Origin of the sequence: Nonomuraea sp. NPDC005650, from assembly GCF_040605375.1 — a bacterium.
GTDB lineage: Bacteria > Actinomycetota > Actinomycetes > Streptosporangiales > Streptosporangiaceae > Nonomuraea.
Genome location: NZ_JBEXCR010000041.1, coordinates 53,071 through 73,148 on the forward strand (window position 1 = coordinate 53,071; position 20,078 = coordinate 73,148).

A 20,078-nucleotide genomic window follows, 5' to 3' on the forward strand; every position below is an offset into this window, starting at 1 on the left:
ACGAGAGTCGGCGTGGTCGTGAGACTTGTGCCTGGTCCCGTCCTGCCGGCCTCCGGGCATGGCTGCTGCTTGCCTGTAGTGCCAGGCCGGGGCGATACGCTCGCCCCGGCATGGCTGGTCTACTCGGCGTGCTCGACCGCGGCTTTCGGGAGTGCGAGCATCACGAGCGCCGTGATCAGGTAGAGCGCGGCGGAGACGATCAGGACGATGCCGAACGCGTGACCGTAGTTGGGCAGCGCCGGTGCTCCGGCGGCTGAACCGGTGACGGCGGTGAAGAAGATCGTGCCGAGAACGGCGATGCCGACGGCGCCGCCGATCTGGTTGACGGTGGAGAGGACCCCGCCTGCGGCGCCTGCGTTGCGTCCGGGGACGCCCGCGAGGACGACGTTGACGAGAATGGGTGCGGCGAGACCGAGCCCGAGGCCACCGATGAAGAGTGCGAGGGCGAGGAGCCAGTATCCGGGATCGTTGCCGTCCTTGACGATGAGCCACAGGACGAGCTGAGATGCGGCGATGGTGAGCGAGCCGGTGATCAGGAGCGTTCTGCCCGCTTTGGCGGCGAGGGCGACGCCGAGGCCGGAGGTGATGATCGAGCCGAGCGCGTACGGGAGGATCACCAGGCCGGTCTCCCACGCGGTTCGGCCGGTTCCGTTCTGGAGGTAGACCGAGAGGGCGAGGAAGTACGACCCGATGCCGCCGAAGAAGAGCACCGAAGCGCTCAGGCCGACTGCGAAGGCGCGGATTCTCAGCAGGGCCGGGTCAAAGACAGGTTCGATTCCGCGTACGGTGAGGCGGCGCTCGTGGGCGAGGAAGATCGCGAGCACGGTGATTCCGGCGGCGAGGAGGGCATAGCCGGCCCAGGTCCATCCCCACGCCTCGGTCTGGATGATCGGCAGCAGCAGGAGAAGGATGCCCGTGGCCGCGAGGAGCGCGCCCGGGAGGTCCAGCCGCGCGGTCGAGGCGGAGCGGGACTCCGGCAGGACCTTCGCGCCGCTGATGAGCGCCAGGATCGAGACGGGCACGTTGATCCAGAAGATCGTGCGCCAGCCCAGGTCGAACAGGTTGGCGTCGACGAGCAGCCCACCCAGCAGCGGGCCGGCGACCGAGGCGAGGCCCTGGACGGCTCCGTAGGCGCCGAAAGCCTTGGCCCGCTCGCCCGGAGCGAATGATGCCCGGATGATCCCGAACACCTGCGGGACCATGATCCCGGCAGTCAGTCCCTGCCCGGCCCGCATGCCGATGAGCATCCCCGGATCGACGGCCAGCGCGCACAGCGCCGAGGTGACCATGAACCCGGCCAGCCCGATCATGAACAGCCGCTTGCGGCCGTACTGATCACCGAGCCGTCCACCGGTGATCAGGCCCGCGCCCAGGGCGAGCGTGTAGGCGGCGATCGTCCATTGAATCTGAGCGTCGCCGGCACCCAGGTCTTGGGCTATCGCCGGTGCCGCGACGGTGACGATCGTCGCGTCGAGAAGGTCCATGAAGGAACCGAAAAGCACCACCAATAGCGCCGTGGTCGCGCCGGCTGTCGGGGTGCGGGTGCCCACTCGAGGGCTCGGTGAATCGGTCATGCCGGCCACCATCGTCGGCATAGTTGCCATCGGGTGACCGCTATCGGGGAGAGAATCGGAGAATCATGGCTGCCACCTCCGCGCGGACGCTCAAGCTGCTGTCGATCTTCGGGATCGGCGCGACCCTGACCGCCGAGGAGCTCGCCACCCGACTCGGAGCGTCGGTGAGAACCGTACGCCGCGATATCGATACGCTCCGGGACCTCGGGTACGAGATCGAGGCCGTCCGCGGAGCAGGCGGAGGATATCGGCTCGGTCGCGCCACCCGCTTGCCACCGGTCGTGTTCGACGAAGACCAGGCCGTGGCCACGGCCGTCGCGCTCCAGACCGTGCCGACGATCCTCTCCGGCATCCACGAGAACGCGGCCCGCGCTCTCGCCACTCTGCACCAGGCGATGCCCGCGCGCAGCCGCCTGCACGCCGAAGCGTTCACCGTCTCCTCAGCCCGCAACTACTGGGAGTTCCCCGCGCCACCGATCGACGCCGAGATCATCCGCGCCGTTGGCAGCGCGATCAACCGGCAGCACCTCGTCCGCGTGGACTACACCGGCGAACCCGGGAGGCTCACGCTGGAACCGCACGACCTCGTGGTCTGGGCCGCCCGCTGGTACCTGGTCGCCTTCGACCCGGACGCGGACCGATGGCGCGCGATGCGCGTGGACCGCATCGAACCACACATGCCCACGCACACCCCCTTCGACCGACGTGACATCCCGCACGGCGATCCCGTCGCCTTCGTCATGACCACACACGACCGCGGAGACGCCGCTGCCGAATGGCCATGCCGCGGCTCAGCCATCCTCTCCCTGCCCGCCTCCACCGTCGCCCGGTTCGCTCCCGGCGGATCAACAGTCGAGTACGACACCGAAACCACTTGCCGGCTCACACTCGGCGCATGGTCATGGCCGGGACTGGCAGGGCTGCTCCTCACCTTCGACGCCGACATCACGGACATCGAACCGGCCGAACTCAGGCATGCCCTGCACTCCCTGCGCACCCGAATCGGCAAGGGACTCGGACTCGACCGCCCTCACCGGTGACCCGCACATCTGGCGTCCGCGTTCCCAATCAGCCCGCTGACCACCACGCCGCTTGACCGAAGCTCAGGACGCGTACGCTCACAGGTGCTCTGCACGTTCCGCCTCGCGGCCACGGCGGAGATCAGGCGGACTGGCGGACGACGAGGGCCGGGTCGAAGATCACCGAGGTCGGCGGAAGGCCCGGCTCCTCGATACGGGCCAGGAGCAGGCGGGCCATCTCGGCGGCCATGTCCTCCACCGGGTGGCGGACCGTGGTGAGCGACGGACGGCAGGCGGTGGCCACGCTGCTGTCGTCGAAGCCCACGACCGCGACGTCCTCGGGAACCCGGCGGCCGTGCTGCCGCAGCGCGGGCAGGGCCCCCTGGGCCATGAGGTCGTTGCCCACGAACAGGCCGTCGAGGTCGGGATGTTCGGCCAGGAGCCGTTCCATGGCCGCCTCCCCGCTGCCGTAGGTGAAGCCGCCCTCGGCGCAGGGGATGTAGGAGTGGCCGTGCGCCGCCATGGCGTCGCGGAAGCCGGCCAGGCGCTCCTGGCTCGCGGGCACGTCGAGCGGGCCGGAGATCGTGGCGATCCGCCGCCGTCCCAGTGCCCACAGATGGTCGGCGGCGAGCTTCGCCCCGGCCCGGTGGTCGACGTCGACGTAGCTGATGGGGATGGGCCGGGCCGGTTTGGCGAACAGCACCGTCGGCACCCGCGCCTCGACGAGGAGCGCGGGAAGGGGGTCCGCGGCGTGGGTGGACACCAGCACGGCCCCGTCGGCATTGCCCTGCCGAAGGTAGGTGACGACCTGGTCGCGACTCTGGTCGGTCTCGGCGAACATCAGGGTGGGATGCACGCCGCGCGTGCTCAGGAAGCTCACGATGCCGGCCACCACGCGTCCGAAGAACGGGTCGGTGAAGACGGTGAAGAGCTGCCCGTCGTCGCCCTCCCCCGCGCCGGAGACGACCAGCCCGATCGCGCCGGTCCTCCTTGTCATCAGGGACCGCGCCGCCGAGTTGGGCACGTATCCGATGGCGCTGATGGCGTGGCGCACCTTCTCCTGGATCGCGGGGTCGACGTTGCGGATGCCGTTGATCACCCTGGAGACGGTGGCGCGCGAGACCCCCGCCACGCGCGCCACGTCTTCCAGGGTAGGGAGGGGTTGCGATGCCGGGAGACGAGGGCTCATGTGGGCCTTTATAGCAGAGAGAGGGAGAGCGCTCTCCAAGGCGTTCACCGGGATATGGCGGCGGACAACGGAAGGTCGGCCGACGAGCGGCCGGCCAGAACGGTGAAGCCGCCGGGCTCGGTGCGCCAGGCGCCCTGCTCGACGTCCCAGTGCTGGAAGGCACGGGCCGGGAGACGCACGTCCACCTCGACGCTCTCGCCGGGCCGCGCCCCGGCTGCGGCGTGGCCCGCCAGCCAGCGCGGCGGGCGGGCGAGGGACGTCTCCGGTCGTGCCAGGTAGACCTGGACGACCTCGCGCCCCGGCCGCTCGCCGATGTTGCGCACCCGTACGCGGACCGTCACCGGCAGGCCCGGGGCGGCCTCGGCGGGCACCGACAGCTTCTCGTACGCCCAGGTGGTATAGCCCAGCCCGTGCCCGAACCAGTACGCCGGCGGCTCCGCCTCGCGCAGCCAGGCACGGTAGCCGATGTCCTGGCCCTCGGCGTAGGTGAGCGTGCCGTCCACGGGAACGGTGGAGACCAGGGACCGGCCGGCGAAGGTGACGGGCAGGCGGCCGCCGGGCTCGGCCCGCCCGAACAGGACGTCCGCCAGCCCGTGCCCCGCCTCCTGCCCGGGGAACCAGCTCAGCAGCACGGCCGGCACCTCCTCGCGCCACGGGAGGGCGACGGGGCCACCGGCGTTGACGATCACGATGGCGGCCGGGTTGGCCGCCGCCACCGCCCGGACGAGCTCGTCCTGGCGGCCGGGCAGGTTCAGGTCCGTCCGGTCGGCGCCCTCGCTCTCGGCGTCCTGGCCGGTCCCCACCACCACGACGGCGAGGTCGGCGGAGCGCGCGAGGCCGGCCGCCGCCCGCAGCCCGGCCGTCTCCTCCGGCCGGGGCGGGTCGGCGGCCAGCGCCGAGGCCACTCCGCTTCCGGGGTCGAGACGCCGCCGGGACACCAGTTCGACGTCCCGGCCCGCCTCTAGCTGGAGCCGGGCCGTCCGGTACGGCGGGGAGAGGTGCACGGTCGCCGGGTCGTCGGTGTCGCGTTCCACCTCCTCGTCGATGAGCACGCGGCCGTCGGCTGCCAGGGTGACGTGCCCCCAGCCCGCGACGCCCAGCTCCCACAGTCCGGTGACGTCGGGACGCAGGAGCGCGCGGATCTCGACGACCGCCGCACGGGCGGGCACCGTGCGCGCCGGCTCCGGAACATGGCCCGTCAGGCGGTGCTCGGCGTGGATCTCCCGGCCGGCGGCGTCCAGCAGCCGGACCAGCAGGCCGGGCTCACCGGTGCGCGGGTCCCGGGCGTTTCCCGTGCCGAGGGGGGTGGGACGGGCGCCGGGCGAGACGCCGGGACAGTGGACCACCTCCACCGTGGCGGGCAGGGCTGCCCGGATGCCGTCGAGGAGCGACACCGTACGCCGGGGGTACACACCCGCGCTGCCGCCGCCCTGGATCCGGGGGGTGACGGCGTTCGGCCCGAACACCGCGACGCGGCGCGGCCGGGCGGGGTCCAGGGGAAGCAGCCCTCCCTCGTTGCGCAGGAGCACCGCGCTCGCCGCGACGGCGCGCCGCAGCAGCGTCCGCGCCGCCCGCTCGCCTTCCGGAGCCCCGGACGCCGGGCCGGTCGGGAGGTCCGGCGACCAGGGGCCGTCCACCCGAAGGCCGAGCGCGCCGACCCGGGCGGCCAGCAGAAGCAGCCGCCTGACCTTGTCGTCGATCGCGGCCTCGGGCACCTGCCCGTCACGCACGGCGGCGGCCAGCGCCGGCCCCCATGGACTCTCCGGGCCCGGCATGGCGAGGTCCTGCGCGGCCCGGCCCGCCGGAGCCGTGGAGCGGACGGCCCCCCAGTCCGAAACCACCACCCCGTCGAACCCCCACTCGTCCTTCAGCGGGTTCGCCAGCAGCGGATTCTCCGACATCGTGATCGAGTTCACCGCGTTGTAGGCCGACATGACGACCCACACGCCCGCCGCCACCGCGGTCTCGAACGGCGCCAGGTACAGCTCGCGCAGCGTCCGCTCGTCGATCCGCGCGTCGAGGGTGAGCCGTTCGGTCTCGGAGTCGTTGGCGACGTAGTGCTTGGCGGTGGCCGCGACCCCGCCCGCCTGGATTCCGCCGATGAGGGCGGCGCCGATCCGGCCGGCCAGCACCGGGTCCTCCGAGTAGCACTCGAAGTGGCGGCCGGCGAGCGGCGAGCGGTGCAGGTTCAGCGCCGGGGCGAGCAGGACGTGCACCCCCTTGCGCCGCGCCTCGCCGGCGAGCAGCCCGCCGAGCAGGCCGACCAGGTGCTCGTCCCAGGTGGCGGCCAGCGCGGTCGGGCAGGGCAGGGTCAGGGAGGTGTCCCGCTCGTCCCAGCCCTCCCCGCGCACGCCGGCCGGGCCGTCGGAGAACACCATGGCCCGCAGCCCGATGTCCGGCTCGGCGCCGGTGCGCCACACGCTCGCACCGGTGATCAGCCGCGCCTTCTGTTCCAGGTCCAGCTTGCTCACGAGGCGATCGATGTCGTCGTCGGTCACACACTTTCCTTTCACATCCAGGAGAGCGCTCTCCGAATCCGTCGCGGCGGAGAGCGTCAAGACTCGATCTCGTCCAGCAGGCCGCGCTCGGCCGTCCGGTTTCGCACGATCGCGGCGGCGAGGTCCCTGGTGGCGCGGTCCATCCCGGAGACCTGCTCCGACCGGGACACCAGGGCCGTCTGCTCGACATGCTCGCGCAGCCGGGTCAGGAAGAGCCGGTCGAAGGCGCCGCCCGTGGCGGCCCCGAGCGCCGCCAGCTCGGCCGGGGTGGCCATGCCCGGCATGTCGTGCCCTTCGTGCGGGTTCCGCGAAGGCAGTCCGGTACGGCCGAGACCGGCCCGCAGGCGTCGCAACTCCCCCGCGTGAGCCTGCCGGAGACGGCCCGCCAACCCTCGCACGGCGGGAGAACGCCCAGGTCCCGCACCGAGGTCGAGCAGGAGCAGCGCCCGCTCCTCCATCGCGATCATCAGTTGCAGCCAGGCGATGTCGGTGGTGTTGAACCCGGCGGCCGTGGCAGGCAGGACGGCGGCGGCGGGCGGATGCGAGGCGTGCCGGTCGGGTGATCCGGGTCCGGCGGAACGGGCGAGGCAGCCTCCCACCAGGGCGACCGCCGCCCCGAACACCAGGAGCAGGACCAGGGCGGCGGGGCCGTGTCTCATGCGAAGTCCCTCGATCAGGTCGGGCCGTGCCGGGCACCGGGTCACGGCGCCCGGCACGGTAATCAGGTCCCGGGGTGAGCCGGGCAGAGGTCAGGGCAGCTCGAAGTTCTCGGTGAGGGCAGCGCCGCGGTGCGGCTTGTACTGGTCGTATCCCCGCGGGTCACACTGCAGCCCGCCGTTGATGCAGTGCGTCACCAGCGCGTCCAGGATGGCGGGGGCGTCCCAGGCGTTGAAGAAGTCGTAGTGCCAGGTGTAACCGCGCCCGCTGGCCAGCCGCGCCTGCGACAGGTCGCCACTGGCGGGGAAAGCGATCTTGAACTCCAGCATCGGCACCGCGACCGGGTGGCTGGCCGGGCAGTAGCCGCCGGCCGGGTAGGCCATGTGGCTCTTGTGGTCGGCGCTGTCGAGGTGGACGCCGTCCCAGCAGCTCGGCGCCTGGTACCGGACGTTCACCTGGGTGCCCGCCGCGCACGACTGCGGGATGTCCCAGCTGCGTGAGATGTCCCCGCACTCGAAGCCCTCGACCGCGCCCGGGGAGTCACGGAACTGCTCCAGCGTCGCCGTCGGACTGCCCACGACGAAGCGCAGGCCCTGCGGGAACGGCTGGACCCGCCAGTACTCCAGGATCCCGGACTTGTAGTAGATGACCTGGTTCCCGGTCGGCTGGATCAGCTGGTCGCCCTTGTAGAAGCTGGGGAACCAGTACGCGGACCGGTCGTGCGGGTTGGTGCAGGACGTGCCGCCGGCCAGCAGCGAGGTCGCCGTGCTGGCGGCGTTCGTCGTCCTGTTCCCGACGAAGGTGTGCATGTGGGACGCGCCGGGAAGGCCGGGGTAGACGATGGGGTCGTCGGGTCGGTTGGCCGTCCAGGAGCAGTTGGCCTGGAATTCGTGGTGCGTCACCTCATCGGTGAAGGTCGGCCTCGGCCTGGGGATGGTCCCGTCGCCTCCGGCGCCGTACACCTTGAACTCCCACAGCGAGTAGCCGTAGCCGGTGCCGCGCGCGGTGCCGTACATCCGTACGTACCGGCCGGTGCCGGACACCTGCAGGGTCTGGGTCCCTCCGGTGCCGGACGCGGTGGAGTAGACATCGCTCCAGCTCTGCCCGTCGGACGAGGTCTGGATCTTGAACGCCTGGCCGTAGGCGCCCTCCCAGGCCAGCACGACCTGGGAGACGGTCGCCGAACCGCCGAGGTCCACCTGCAGCCACTGCGGGTCGGCCGCGAGGCTGGACCACCGGGTCGCGGTGTCGCCGTCGACGGCGGCTCCGGGGCCGTATCCCGCTCCCTCCACCGAGGAGGCGGTGACGACGCGGCCCTGCGAGAGCAGGGCGTCCGCCGCGCGGGCCGGGGCGATCATCAGCAGCGCGGCGACGACGACCGTGGCCAGCGTGCCGGCGAACAGGGCCAGGCGGAGCCTGGCGGGACTTCGGGAGAATTTCATGATCTCTCCTTGGGGGAACCGTCGGAACCGGCCAGGAGAGCGCTCTCCAAAAGAGTCGTATGCCGAGCCGCGCTTGTCAAGGCGCGATGACTCCGGCCGAAAAGAGACGTTCACCCGGCCGACACGCGGACACCCGCCCAAGGCCACGACCTGTGGGAATCCGGGCCACCCTCCGCCTGAATGCTTCGTGCGGATTTCTAGATCGCCGGAAATGGGCCTTGACTGGGTCCGGTTCGCCCGGCACCCTCGCTGGTACGGAGAGCGCTCTCCCTCTGTCGCCGATGCGGCGACCACCCCCCATGTTCGGAGGAGAGACAGTGCGTCCAGCTCGAAGCCCCGGCTTGTCGCGACCGGCCCTGGTCGTCGTCGCCCTGGTGGGGCTGCTCCTTTCCGGCCTGGCCTTACCCGGCCCCGCCGCCGCGGCCGACACCCTGCTGTCACAGGGGAAGCCGGCGACGGCGTCCTCATCGGAGGGTGCCGCCTACGCCGCCGCGGCCGCCGTCGACGGCGACACCGCCACCCGGTGGTCGAGCTCGTTCGGCGACCCCCAATGGCTGCAGATCGACCTCGGCGCCCCGGCGACGATCAGCAAGATCGTCCTGAGCTGGGAGACCGCGTACGGCAAGGCGTTCACCATCCAGACCTCGCCCGACGGCACGAACTGGACCGACGTCTACCAGACCGCCGCCGGCACCGGCGGCACGCAGACCCTCGCCGTCACCGGCAGCGGCCGGTACGTGCGCATGCACGGCACGGCGCGCGGCACCGGCTACGGCTACTCCCTGTGGGAGTTCCAGGTCTACGGCGAGAGCGGCGGACCTCCGGGAGGCGATTGGACGGAGGTGTGGAAGGACGACTTCACCGGCCCGGCCGGCACCTCCCCCGCGGCCGGTGACTGGATCCTGCGCACCGGGACCCAGTATCCGGGCGGCCCGGCGAAGTGGGGTACCGGAGAGGTCGAGACGATGAGCGCCTCGACGGCGAACGTGTCCCTCGACGGCTCCGGCCAGCTGAACATCAAGGCGATCAGGGACGCCTCCGGCGCCTGGACCTCGGGCCGGATCGAGACGCAGCGCACCGACTTCGAGCCGAAGCCGGGCGAGATGCTGAGGTTCAGCGCCCGCATCAGACAGCCCGACGTCCCCGGCGCGCTCGGCTACTGGCCGGGCTTCCGCGCGACCGGCGCCGCCTTCCGCGGCAACCACACCAACTGGCCGTCGATCGGCGAGACCGACATCATGACCGACGTCAACGGCCGCGACCAGCTCGCCAACACCCTGCACTGCGGCACCGCCCCCGGCGGAGCCTGCACCGAGTACGACGGCCGGACCAGCGGCTTCGCCACCTGCGGCGGCTGCCAGAGCGACTACCACGACTACGCGCAGGTCATCGACCGCACCACGACGGACGAGGAGATCCGCTTCTACCTCGACGGCAGGCAGACCTGGGTGGTGCGCCAGAGCCAGGTCGGCGTGGCCGCCTGGAACGCCGCCGTCCACCACGGCTTCTACCTGCGCCTGGACCTGGCGATCGGCGGCTCACTGCCCGACGCGATCGCGGGCCGCACGACGCCGACCACCGCCACCACCTCCGGCGGCGTGCTGAGCGTGGACCGCGTCGTGGTCGAACGGCGGTCCGGCACGACGCCCGCCGCCATGACCGACCCGCCCGTCCCCGCCGGGCCGAGCACGGTGAAGGTCACCGGCTCGCAGGGCAACTGGCAGCTGCAGGTGAACGGGTCGCCCTACCTGGTCAAAGGCGTGACCTACGGCCCGCCGCAGGGCGCGGCCGACGCGTACCTGCGGGACCTGGCCGCCATGGGCGTCAACACGATCCGGATCTGGGGCGTCGACGACACCGCCACCCCCGCGCTGCTCGACACCGCCGCCCGGCACGGCATCAAGGTCATCGTCGGCCACTGGCTCAACCAGGGCGCCGACTACGTGAACGACACCGCCTACAAGACCAGCGTGAAGAACGAGATCGTCGCCCGGGTCAACGCGCTGAAGAACCGCCAGGGCGTGCTGATGTGGGACGTCGGCAACGAGGTCATCCTCACCATGCAGGACCACGGGCTGCCCGCGGACGTCGTCGAGCAGCGGCGGGTGGCCTACGCCAGGTTCGTCGGCGAGGTCGCCGAGGCGATCCACGCCGCCGACCCGAACCACCCGGTGACCTCCACCGACGCCTGGACCGGCGCCTGGCCGTACTACAAGGCGTACTCCCCGGCGCTCGACCTGCTCGCCGTCAACGCCTACGGCGCCCTCAAGACCGTCAAGGACGACTGGTCCAAGGGCGGCTACACCAAGCCGTACATCGTCACCGAGGCCGGCCCGGACGGCGAGTGGGAGGTCCAGAACGACGTCAACGGGCAGCCCACCGAGCCGTCCGACCTGCAGAAACGCGACATGTACACCGCGAGCTGGACCGCGATCCGCGGCCATTCCGGGGTGGCGCTCGGCATGACCGCCTTCAACTACGGGCTGGAGAACGACTTCGGCGGGGTCTGGCTGAACGTCCTCACCGGAGGGTGGCGGCGGCTGGGGTACCACGCGCTGAAGCAGGCCTACACCGGGCAGTCCCCGGCGAACACTCCGCCGCAGATCACCTCGATGACCGTCGGCTCGCAGAGCGCGGTGCCCGCCGGGCGCACCTTCACGGTGGACGCCGCGGCCACCGATCCCGACGGCGACCCGATCCGCTACAACCTGATGTTCAGCGACAAGCACGTCACCGGGAACCGGGGGCTTCGGCACGTCTCCTTCACCCAGACCGGCCCGGGACGGTTCTCGGTGACCGCCCCCGAGCAGCTGGGCGTGTGGAAGGTGTACGTCTACGCCTACGACGGCCAGGGCGGAGCCGGCATCGAGCAGCGCTCGTTCCGCGTGGTCCCGCCGGTCGTGGACGGGACCAACGTGGCACGCGGGAAGCCCACCACCGCCTCCAGCTTCCAGCCGACCGGCGACGGCGGGCCGTTCTCCCCTGATCGCGCCACCGACGGCAGCTTCACCACCAGGTGGGCCAGCGAGTGGGCCGATCCCCAGTGGATCACCGTCGACCTCGGCCAGGTCACCGCGCTCAAACAGGTCCAGCTCGGCTGGGAGGCCGCCTACGGCAAGGCGTACCAGATCCAGACCTCGGCCAACGGCGCCGACTGGGCCACCGCCTACGGCACCACCACCGGCGACGGCGGATTCGACCAGATCCCCCTGAACGCCTCCGCCCGATACGTACGGCTGAACCTCACCCAGCGAGGCACCGCGTACGGCTACTCGCTGTGGGAGTTCGGCGTCTACAGCTGACCAGGCCGATCACGCACCACCCCCGATGAAAGCGAAGGACATGAGACACAGGTCAAACCCGGCCGCGCTCGCGATCCTGGCCGCCCTGCTGGTCACGCCCGCGGTGGTCATGCCCGCGTCCGCCTCCTCGATCCCCCAGGACGGCGGCGCGACCGCTCTCGCCGACTGCCAGTCCGCCAACGCCGCGCTGAACAGGCCGGCCACCGCCTCGTCGATCGAGGGCGCCGGCACCCCCGCCTCGGCGGCCTTCGACGGCGACCCCGGAACCCGCTGGTCGAGCGCGTTCAGCGACCCGCAGTGGATCCAGGTCGACTTGGGCGCGGTGCGCGACATCTGCAAGGTCGATCTGTCGTGGGAAGCCGCCTACGGCAAGGACTTCACCATCCAGATATCCGCCGACGGCGCCGCCTGGAGCGTGCTCAGGACGGTCACCGGCGGCACCGGCGGCACCGGCGGCACCGGCGGCAACGCCTCCTACGACGTCGCCGGCTCGGGCCGCTACCTGCGGATCAACGGCACCGCCCGCGGCACCGGCTACGGCTACTCGCTGTGGGAGGCGGCCGTGCACGTGACAGGCGGTGGCGGCACGCCGCTGCCCGGCGGTGGCGACCTCGGCCCGAACGTCAAGGTCTTCGACCCGTCCACGTCGTCGGCGACCATCCAGGGACAGATCGACCAGATCTTCAAGCAGCAGGAGGCCGCCCAGTTCGGCACCGGCCGGTACGCCCTGCTGTTCAAGCCCGGGAGCTACGACGTCAACGTCAACACCGGCTTCTACACCTCCGTGCACGGCCTCGGGCGCAACCCCGACGACGTCACCGTCAAGGGCGTGAGCGTGGACGCGGGCTGGTTCAACGGCAACGCCACCCAGAACTTCTGGCGCTCCACCGAGAACCTCGCGGTCACACCGTACGACGGCACCAACCGGTGGGCGGTCGCGCAGGCCGCGCCGTTCCGCCGCATGCACATCCGCGGCGGGCTCAACCTCGCGCCGTCCGGGTACGGCTGGGCGTCCGGCGGTTACATCGCCGACAGCAAGATCGACGGCACCGTCGGGTCGTACTCCCAGCAGCAGTGGTACACCCGGGACAGTTCGATCGGCGGCTGGTCCAACAGCGTGTGGAACATGGTGTTCTCCGGCGTGCAGGGCGCGCCCGCCACCGGCTTCCCCGAGCCGCGCTACACCACGCTCGACACCACCCCGGTGAGCCGCGAGAAGCCGTACCTCTACCTGAACGGGAACGACTACGCGGTGTTCGTCCCCGGCAAGCGCACGAACGCCCGCGGCACGACCTGGGCGAACGGCCCGACCCCCGGCACTTCGGTCCCGCTCACGCAGTTCTACGTGGCCAAGCCCGGGGTCGGCGCCGCCACGCTCAACCAGGCGCTCGCCCAGGGGCTGCACCTGCTGTTCACCCCCGGCATCTACCACCTCGACCAGACCGTCGAGGTGACCAGGCCGGACACCGTCGTCATGGGCCTCGGCCTGGCGACACTGGTGCCGGACAACGGCGTCACCGCCATGCGGGTGGCGGACGCGGACGGGGTGAAGCTGTCCGGCTTCCTGATCGACGCCGGCACGGTCAACTCGCCGACGCTCCTGGAGATCGGCCGCCAGGGCGTCCACACCGACCACTCGGCGAACCCGATCACCATGCAGGACGTGTTCGCCCGGATCGGCGGGCAGTTCGCCGGGAAGGCGACGACCGGCGTGGTGGTGTACGCCGACGACACGGTCATCGACCACACCTGGATCTGGCGGGCCGACCACGGCGACAGCGTCGGCTGGGACGTCAACGCCGCCGACTACGGCCTTCGCGTGTACGGCGACGACGTGCTGGCCACCGGCCTGTTCGTGGAGCACTTCAAGAAGTACAACGTGGAGTGGTCCGGCGAGCGCGGACGGACGATCTTCTTCCAGAACGAGCTGCCGTACGATCCGCCGAACCAGGCGGCGTACATGAACGGGAGCGTCAAAGGCTGGGCCGCCTACAAGGTCGCCCCCTCGGTGAACACCCACGAGGGCTGGGGCCTGGGCAGCTACTGCGTGTTCACCAGCGACCCCACCATCCAGGTGGACCACGGCTTCGAGGTCCCGGTGAAGGCGGGCGTGAAGTTCCACAGCCTCCTGGTCGTCTCCCTCGGCGGCAAGGGGCGGTACAACCACGTCGTCAACGACACCGGCGCCCCGGCCTACGGAACCGACACCATCCCCTCAACGGTCACCACCTATCCGTGACCGGCGACTGGCGTCGGTGAGCTTTGTGGCACGGCGAGCCGTGCCACAAAGCTCCTCACCGCAGTGCGTCGGCCGGTTCCATGCGCGCCGCGCGCAGCGCCGGATACAGCCCCGCGAGCAGCCCCACCAGCGCACCCGCCACGGGCGCGGCCAGCACGAGCCGTACGTCGAGAACCGGGGTCCACAGGCGCACGGCCGCCACCGCGACGACGGCCACCAGGCCCAGGCTGGCTCCGATCACCCCGCCGGTCAGGCCGATCAGGCTGGATTCCAACAGGAACTGGGCGGCGATGTGGCGGCGGGCCGCGCCCAGGGCTCGGCGCAGGCCGATCTCGGCGACTCGTTCCATGACGGTGACCAGCGTGACGTTGGCGATGCCCACCGCGCCGACGACCAGGGAGACCAGGCCAAGGACGAGGAAGAGGCCGTTGACGTCGTCCTGGGCGCCGTCACGCGCACGCTTGGGGCTGGGCGGCGCGATCACCTGGAGCTCCGCGCTGCGGTTGGGGCTCAGTGCGAGCGGCGCCTGGCGGGCGATGAGCTCGGCGGCGCCCAGTTGCGTGGCGACGAGGACGCGGGTGACGTCCTTCAGCCCGAGGTCGGGGCCGAGCGTGGGCGGGAGGAGGACCGCGCTGGCCAGGATCTGCTCGCGCCGCAGGCCGCCGATGACGCCGATGACGGTGTAGGCGCGGTCCTTGATGAACACGGCGGGCGCGTGTTCCAGGCTGGTGACGCCGAGCATGGCGGCGGCCTGTTCCCCCAGCACGACCACCCGGTCACGGCGGGACACGTGGCCGGGGTCGTAGAAGCGCCCGGCCAGCATCCGGCCGTGGGTGGTCTCCGGCAGGTCGGGGGTGGCCGCGACCACCGCGAGGGTCTGCCCGGACACCCGGGTCGGGTCGAGCAGGTTGTTCGCGGTCACGACCAGGTTGGAGCTACCGTCGGTCTGCGCCAGCGCCGTCGCCGACGTCACGCCGCGCAGGCGGCGCAGCTCCTTGGCCGCGTCCCAGGACACCAGAGGGTGGTGGCCGCCACGTGGCACCTCGACGGTGATGCTGGTGGCCAGCAACTCGTCGAAGCGGCCGACGATCTGGTTGCCCGCGGTCGCGGCGATGCCCAGGGTGACCACCAGCGTGGTGATGCCGAGGACGGTGCCGAGGGTGGTCAGGGCCGAGCGCACCGGGCGGGCGAGCATCCCCGCCAGGGACTCGGTCCACAGGTCACGGAGCTTCACTCAGCACCCCGTCCGCGATCCGTACCCTGCGCTTGGCCCTGGCGCTCACCTCGTCTTCGTGCGTGATCACCAGGATGGTCAGGCCGTCGGCCCGCAGGCCGTCGAACAGGCCGAGGATGGCCTCGGTGTTGCGGCTGTCGAGGTTGCCGGTCGGCTCGTCGCACAGCAGCAGGGCGGGCCTGGCCATCAGGGCGCGGGCGATCGCCACGCGCTGGCGCTCGCCACCCGACAGCCGGTCGGGGACGAAGCCGACGCGATGGCTCATGTCCACCTGCTCCAGCGCCTGCTCGGCGCGGGCGCGCCGACCGGCGCGCGGGTGCGGGCCGTACACCTCGGCGAGCATCACGTTCTCCACGACCGTCCGATGGGACAGCAGGTGGAAGGACTGGAAGACGAAGCCGATGCGGGTACCGCGCAGCCGGGTACGCGCGCCGTCGCGCAGCGCCGTGGTCTCGACGCCGCCCAGCCGGTAGGAGCCGGAGGTCGGCCGGTCGAGCAGGCCGAGGATGTTGAGGAGGGTCGACTTGCCGGAGCCGGACGGCCCGATGATGGCCAGGTAGTCGCCCTGGTCGACGCGCAGGTTCACCTCGGCGAGCGCGCGCACCGGCGGGTCCGCGGGAAAGTCCCTGCAGACGCCGGTCAGCTCCATGACGGGCTCAGGCATCGCTCACCACGACCCGATCGCCCTCCTTCAGGTCGCCCGCGCGCACCGGTGTGACCTCCACGTCGCCGTCGGCGGTCAGTCCCGCGCGTACCTCGACCTCGCGGGTACGGTCACCGTCCAGGGCCACCCTGACCCGGGGCCGCCCGTCCGCGGAGGTGACCACGGCGGTCACCGGGACGGCCAGCACCTCGCCCTCGGTCGAGCCGACCGAGATCCGCACGGTCATGGGCGAGCCGACCAGGGACTTGAGCGCCTTGGACGAACCGGGGGTGAGCAGGACGGGCACCGAGCCGGTCTCGGACTCGTTCTCCTCGCCGTCCGGTTTCTCCTCCTCCGTCTTGGCCGCCTCACCCACCGCACTCAGCGTGGCGGGCAGTTGGGTGCCGTCCATGGTCTCCATCGAAGCCTCTTGGCCGGCGCGCAGCAGCTTGGCCTCTTTGGCCTCGACCGATCCGGTGACCGCGAAGGTGGAGCTGGTCACGGTGGCGACCTTGCCCTCGATGGTGTCGCCCGGCTTGACCTCCGCCTTGTCGATCCGGGCGGGCAGCTTCGGCAGGAAGACGATCTCACCGGCCGGAACGCTGACGCCGTAGGTCTTGCGGAACTCGGCCAGCAGCGCCTGGGCATCGGCCAGATTGGCGGTGCTGTGCGTCACCTTCTGCCGCAGCGGCGAGACCTTCCTGGCCCGGCTCAGCGCCTGGGCGGCGGTGGCCTCGGCCTCCTTCGCGACGCGTACCGCCTTGCGCAGCTCCTCCAGCCGTTTGTCCCGCTCGACGCGGATCTGCTCCTCGTACGCGGCCACCGCCTGCCGGGCGTCGTCAAGGTCCTGCCGGGCGTTGGCCGCCTTCATCTCCAGCAGACTCGTGTCCACCGCGCTGGGCGTGGGCGCCGGGGTGACGGTCGTGGTCGGGGTGGGGGCCGGTTTCCTGGCCTCGGCCAGGGCCTGCTCGGCCGTGAGCACCTGCTCTTCGGCGGCCCGTACGGCACGGCGCAGCGCGGCGAGCTGGGTATCCTGCTCAGGCGTCATCTCCGGCGCCTCTTCCAGCGCCTTCTCCGCGGCCTTGAGGTCCCGGCGGGCGTTGTCGTGACGGATCCGGAGCGGCCGGACGTCGAGGCCCTCGTTCAGGGCCTTGCGGTCGGCGGCCAAAGTCTCCTTCGCGGTCTGTACCGCTTGACGCAACTGCTGCAGGTTCTTGCGCGCTTCCAGGTCAGGTTCCTGGGCCTTGTAGCCGCGCTTGGCATACCAGCGCCGCACCGCCGCCACCGTGGCCGCGTCGAAGACGCCGGTCGCCTTCACCCGCAACGCGCGCTGGAGCTGCTCGACGTCCTTGCCCTCGGTGCCGGGCACCAGCGGGCGATACATGGGCTTCTTGCCCCGCAAGGCGAAGACCGGCCGCCCGTTGACCTGCATCAGCGTCTGGCCCGCGCGCAGCGGACCGGGCTTGGGCGCCGTGGTGACGCGCTGCGGAGCGCCGTTCGCCCCACCGATCCCGCCGCCGCCACCGCTTCCGCCGACCATCCCGGCCAGCGTGACCGGCAGCGGCGAGCCGTACGTGAGCGTGCCGCTGACCGTGACGGTGCTGGTGAGCTTGCGTCGCTCGACCGGCGCGGTGATCAGGGAGGGCTTGGGCGGGCGGCGCGAGGCGGCCTCGTCGGCCGGGGAACGCAGCCGGGAGGCGACGACCCAGCCCACCCCGGCGATCACCAGCACGCCCGCCACGACCAGGGCGAGCACTCTTGATCTGCGCACGCTACTTCGCGGCCGTGGCGGCCATCATGCCCACGCCGGGCAGGAACTGGGCACGCTCGTAGACCGCGTTCGCCTTGGGCCGGTAGGCGGCGTAGAACTCCTTGCCGCATTCCAGGTCGTCCAGGGCCGCCTTGATCTCACGCCGCAGGAGGGGCCGCGCGTCGTCCGCCGTGGTGGTCCTCTGCTGGGCGAGCTTGCCGAACTCCGTCATGAACGCCGCCTCGGTGCTGCGCACGACCTCCGAGGGGCGCTGCGAGGCGACCCGGTAGCCCTTGCCCTTCAGGCAGTCGGCGAACGCGTCCGCCAGCTCCACCAGCTTGGGATCGCCGTCGATCTCACGGCTGATGATCTGCTCCAGCATCTGGCTCTGGGCCTTGGCCGCTTCGTCCATCGATTTCAGGTTCTTGCCGGTGGCCTTGTTGATCAGCTCCAGCGTGCAGGCGCTCATCGCGTTGAAGTACGCCTCCCGCTGCTGCTTCGGCAGCCCGGCGATGACTTTCGCGTTGGGGTCGTCGCCTGTGTCGCCGTCCGCCCTCTGGCGCGCCACCCTGCCCACGCCGTCGTTGGGGTAGACGAAGGAGGCGGCGAACCCAAAGCCGTACTTTTCCCGATATTTCCGCATTCCCTGGTAGTCGCCGGACATTTCCTGCTTGATGGCGTCCGGTAGTTCGGGCATGGATACGACCGGGTGATAGGTGAAGCCCTTGCCCTTCATACAGCTCGCCAGTTGGGCCTGGTTCTCACGCTGCTTGTTGGCGGGGTCGGCAGAGGGCGACACGGAGGCCTCGGTCCCGCCGGACGAGGAACATCCGGTGAGGGCCGCCATCAGGGCCGCGGCAATCATGAGCGGCACTCGGGAGGGGGTCATGGGGCTTCACTGTCACGAGTGCATGCTGAAGCCGACCTGAAAGCGGCTGAACGGCTCTTAAGCCGACAGCGGTGGGGCGTGCCGCCTACCGGCGACACGCCCCACCCGCGATCCGGACTACCCGTTAGCGGACGATGCCCTGGGTGTCGATGTGGTTGCCGTCCCAGTCGCCGGTGATGGGCAGGTCGGAGGGGTCGCCGTAGCCGACGGAGGTGGTGGTCTCGGTGGCGGTGGTGACCGGGCTGGTGCGCATGTAGAAGGTGCCGTTCATGCGGACCCCGACGTTGTCCTTGCCGTCACCGTCCCAGTCGCCGACCAGAGGTGCGGCACCGGGATCGCCGTAGCCGAAGATGTAGGAGGCCGCTCCGGTCTGAGGGGTGTTGGACAGGTAGAAGGTGCCATTGGCGGGTTTGTAGGCGCTGGGAGTGTCCTTGCCGTCGCCGTCCCAGTCACCAACCACGGGGATCATGTCGGCATCGCCGTAGGCGAGGGAAGTGGTGGTTTCCGTGGCGCTGGTGACCGGGCTGGTACGCATGTAGAACGTGTTGCCCATCCGGACCCCGACGTTGTCCTTGCCGTCACCGTCCCAGTCACCGACCAGAGGAACCGCACCGGCGTCGCCGTAACGGAAGGTGTAGGAGGCCGCCCCGGTCTCGGGCGTGTTGGACAGGTAGAACGTGGCCGTGGTCGGGTCGAAGCTGCTGACCGTGTCCTTGCCATCGCCGTCCCAGTCACCGCGGATGGGAACCATCGGGCTGTTGCCGTACGCGATGACCGGGCGGGTGGCCACGGTCGAGCTCTGACTGTCGGACAGATAGAAGTCCAGGACGCCGAGACTCGGCGAACCGGCGAAGGCGGCCAGGTCGGCCAGGCTGCCGTTGAACACCGTCGGCGAGCCCGGAAGGGTGCTGGAGGAGCCGGCGTACTGCCAGGCGGTGAAGCGTGACCAGCCCGCGGGCAACGCCCCGGGGGACCCGCTGTAGTTGGAGGTCTCCAGAGGGTTGGCCGAGAACGACTTGTTGCTCCCCGTGCACTGGTTCCACCAGTTGGGATTGGTGTAGATGGCCGCTTCCCGGCCGGTCTTCGCCTTGACCTCGTTCACGAAGTCGCGAATCCAGGTGACCATCTGAGTGGTCGACAACCCGTAGCAGGGATACATCGGGGCGGACGTCGTCCACCAGGGCCACTCGATGTCGAGCTGCAGGGGAAGGGTCTTGCCGTCGTTGACGTACTGGGCATGGGAGATCAGCCAGTCCGCCTGGGCCTTGCCGGTGTTCACGCCCTTGTCCGGGCGGCCGAAGGCGTAGGCCCCGATGTAGACGCCGTTGGCCTTGGCATTGTGGTAGTTGGCGTTGTACGTCGCATCGACGAAGTCGAGGCCCTCGGTGGCCTTCGCCCAGCCGAACTTGACGCCCTTGGCCGCCGTCTGCGCCCAGTCGATCGTTCCGGCGTGGTTGGAGACGTCGGTGCCGCCGACCGGGTATCCCGCCGGGACGGCGGCCTGCGCCGGCTGCACCCCCAGGGCGATCACCGATACGAGAGCGGCCACTCCGGCCATGACACGGACGGCCCGCATGGATCTGATCATGAGATTTCTCCGGTTCCAGCGGGGGCGGGATTCCTGTCCGCCCCCGCGTTGAGG

General features: G+C 71.0%; 13 protein-coding genes. 3 read left to right on the forward strand and 10 right to left on the reverse strand.

Features of this window, described 5'->3' with window-relative positions; translation table 11 throughout:
• Positions 1-119 precede the first annotated feature (119 nt).
• Positions 120-1,604 carry an MFS transporter gene (locus ABZS69_RS49845; protein WP_355386777.1) on the reverse strand — a complete coding sequence of 495 codons (1,485 nt, stop codon included), beginning with the start codon at positions 1,602-1,604 and terminating at the stop codon, positions 120-122.
• A 35-nt stretch (positions 1,605-1,639) separates the two neighbouring features.
• Between ABZS69_RS49845 and ABZS69_RS49850 the strand changes: the two genes are divergently transcribed.
• Positions 1,640-2,614 (forward strand): WYL domain-containing protein, encoded by a 975-nt coding sequence (locus ABZS69_RS49850; RefSeq protein WP_355386780.1) that lies wholly within the window; start codon positions 1,640-1,642, stop codon positions 2,612-2,614.
• Positions 2,615-2,735: 121 nt separating this feature from the next.
• Here ABZS69_RS49850 and ABZS69_RS49855 read toward each other — a convergent pair whose 3' ends face one another.
• From ABZS69_RS49855 to ABZS69_RS49870, 4 genes are all read right to left on the reverse strand, one after another.
• A complete protein-coding gene (locus ABZS69_RS49855; RefSeq protein ID WP_355386783.1) occupies positions 2,736-3,734 on the reverse strand; it encodes a LacI family DNA-binding transcriptional regulator in 999 nt (332 codons plus the stop codon).
• Between the two features lie 92 nt (positions 3,735-3,826).
• Entirely contained in the window at positions 3,827-6,280 is a 2,454-nt protein-coding gene (locus tag ABZS69_RS49860; protein ID WP_355386786.1) for a glycoside hydrolase family 3 C-terminal domain-containing protein, read from the reverse strand.
• Positions 6,281-6,336: 56 nt separating this feature from the next.
• Complete coding sequence (locus ABZS69_RS49865; protein ID WP_355386789.1) at positions 6,337-6,939, reverse strand: DUF305 domain-containing protein; 603 nt, start codon at positions 6,937-6,939, stop codon at positions 6,337-6,339.
• Between the two features lie 90 nt (positions 6,940-7,029).
• Positions 7,030-8,379 carry a DUF1996 domain-containing protein gene (locus tag ABZS69_RS49870; protein ID WP_355386792.1) on the reverse strand — a complete coding sequence of 450 codons (1,350 nt, stop codon included), beginning with the start codon at positions 8,377-8,379 and terminating at the stop codon, positions 7,030-7,032.
• Positions 8,380-8,696: 317 nt separating this feature from the next.
• Here ABZS69_RS49870 and ABZS69_RS49875 point away from each other — a divergent pair, with 317 nt between their 5' ends.
• Together ABZS69_RS49875 and ABZS69_RS49880 are read left to right on the forward strand one after the other, a co-directional pair.
• Positions 8,697-11,681, forward strand: a complete 2,985-nt coding sequence (locus ABZS69_RS49875; RefSeq protein ID WP_355386794.1) for a discoidin domain-containing protein — start codon at positions 8,697-8,699, stop codon at positions 11,679-11,681.
• Between the two features lie 40 nt (positions 11,682-11,721).
• Positions 11,722-13,920 carry a discoidin domain-containing protein gene (locus tag ABZS69_RS49880; RefSeq protein ID WP_355386797.1) on the forward strand — a complete coding sequence of 733 codons (2,199 nt, stop codon included), beginning with the start codon at positions 11,722-11,724 and terminating at the stop codon, positions 13,918-13,920.
• A 55-nt stretch (positions 13,921-13,975) separates the two neighbouring features.
• Here ABZS69_RS49880 and ABZS69_RS49885 read toward each other — a convergent pair whose 3' ends face one another.
• The 5 genes from ABZS69_RS49885 to ABZS69_RS49905 form a co-directional block, all read right to left on the reverse strand.
• On the reverse strand, positions 13,976-15,154 hold the full coding sequence (locus tag ABZS69_RS49885) for an ABC transporter permease (RefSeq protein ID WP_355386800.1): 1,179 nt from the start codon (positions 15,152-15,154) through the stop codon (positions 13,976-13,978).
• Complete coding sequence (locus ABZS69_RS49890; protein ID WP_355386803.1) at positions 15,141-15,818, reverse strand: ABC transporter ATP-binding protein; 678 nt, start codon at positions 15,816-15,818, stop codon at positions 15,141-15,143. Before ABZS69_RS49890 ends, ABZS69_RS49885 begins: the two co-directional genes overlap by 14 nt.
• A complete protein-coding gene (locus ABZS69_RS49895) occupies positions 15,811-17,568 on the reverse strand; it encodes a peptidoglycan-binding protein (protein ID WP_355386806.1) in 1,758 nt (585 codons plus the stop codon). Before ABZS69_RS49895 ends, ABZS69_RS49890 begins: the two co-directional genes overlap by 8 nt.
• A gap of 1 nt (position 17,569) precedes the next feature.
• On the reverse strand, positions 17,570-18,436 hold the full coding sequence (locus tag ABZS69_RS49900) for a hypothetical protein (RefSeq protein WP_355386809.1): 867 nt from the start codon (positions 18,434-18,436) through the stop codon (positions 17,570-17,572).
• A gap of 124 nt (positions 18,437-18,560) precedes the next feature.
• The gene (locus ABZS69_RS49905; RefSeq protein ID WP_355386812.1) at positions 18,561-20,012 is read right to left on the reverse strand and encodes a GH25 family lysozyme; all 1,452 of its coding nucleotides are present in this window, start codon (positions 20,010-20,012) and stop codon (positions 18,561-18,563) included.
• Positions 20,013-20,078: the final 66 nt, after the last annotated feature.

Excerpts from the sequence above, each read along its gene's own strand:
- ABZS69_RS49845 (WP_355386777.1), bottom strand. The coding sequence starts at position 1,604 with ATGGCAACTATGCCGACGATGGTGGCCGGCATGACCGATTCACCGAGC.
- ABZS69_RS49850 (WP_355386780.1), top strand. The coding sequence starts at position 1,640 with ATGGCTGCCACCTCCGCGCGGACGCTCAAGCTGCTGTCGATCTTCGGG.
- ABZS69_RS49865 (WP_355386789.1), bottom strand. The coding sequence starts at position 6,939 with ATGAGACACGGCCCCGCCGCCCTGGTCCTGCTCCTGGTGTTCGGGGCG.
- ABZS69_RS49870 (WP_355386792.1), bottom strand. The coding sequence starts at position 8,379 with ATGAAATTCTCCCGAAGTCCCGCCAGGCTCCGCCTGGCCCTGTTCGCC.
- ABZS69_RS49880 (WP_355386797.1), top strand. The coding sequence starts at position 11,722 with ATGAGACACAGGTCAAACCCGGCCGCGCTCGCGATCCTGGCCGCCCTG.
- ABZS69_RS49890 (WP_355386803.1), bottom strand. The coding sequence starts at position 15,818 with ATGCCTGAGCCCGTCATGGAGCTGACCGGCGTCTGCAGGGACTTTCCC.
- ABZS69_RS49900 (WP_355386809.1), bottom strand. The coding sequence starts at position 18,436 with ATGACCCCCTCCCGAGTGCCGCTCATGATTGCCGCGGCCCTGATGGCG.
- ABZS69_RS49905 (WP_355386812.1), bottom strand. The coding sequence starts at position 20,012 with ATGCGGGCCGTCCGTGTCATGGCCGGAGTGGCCGCTCTCGTATCGGTG.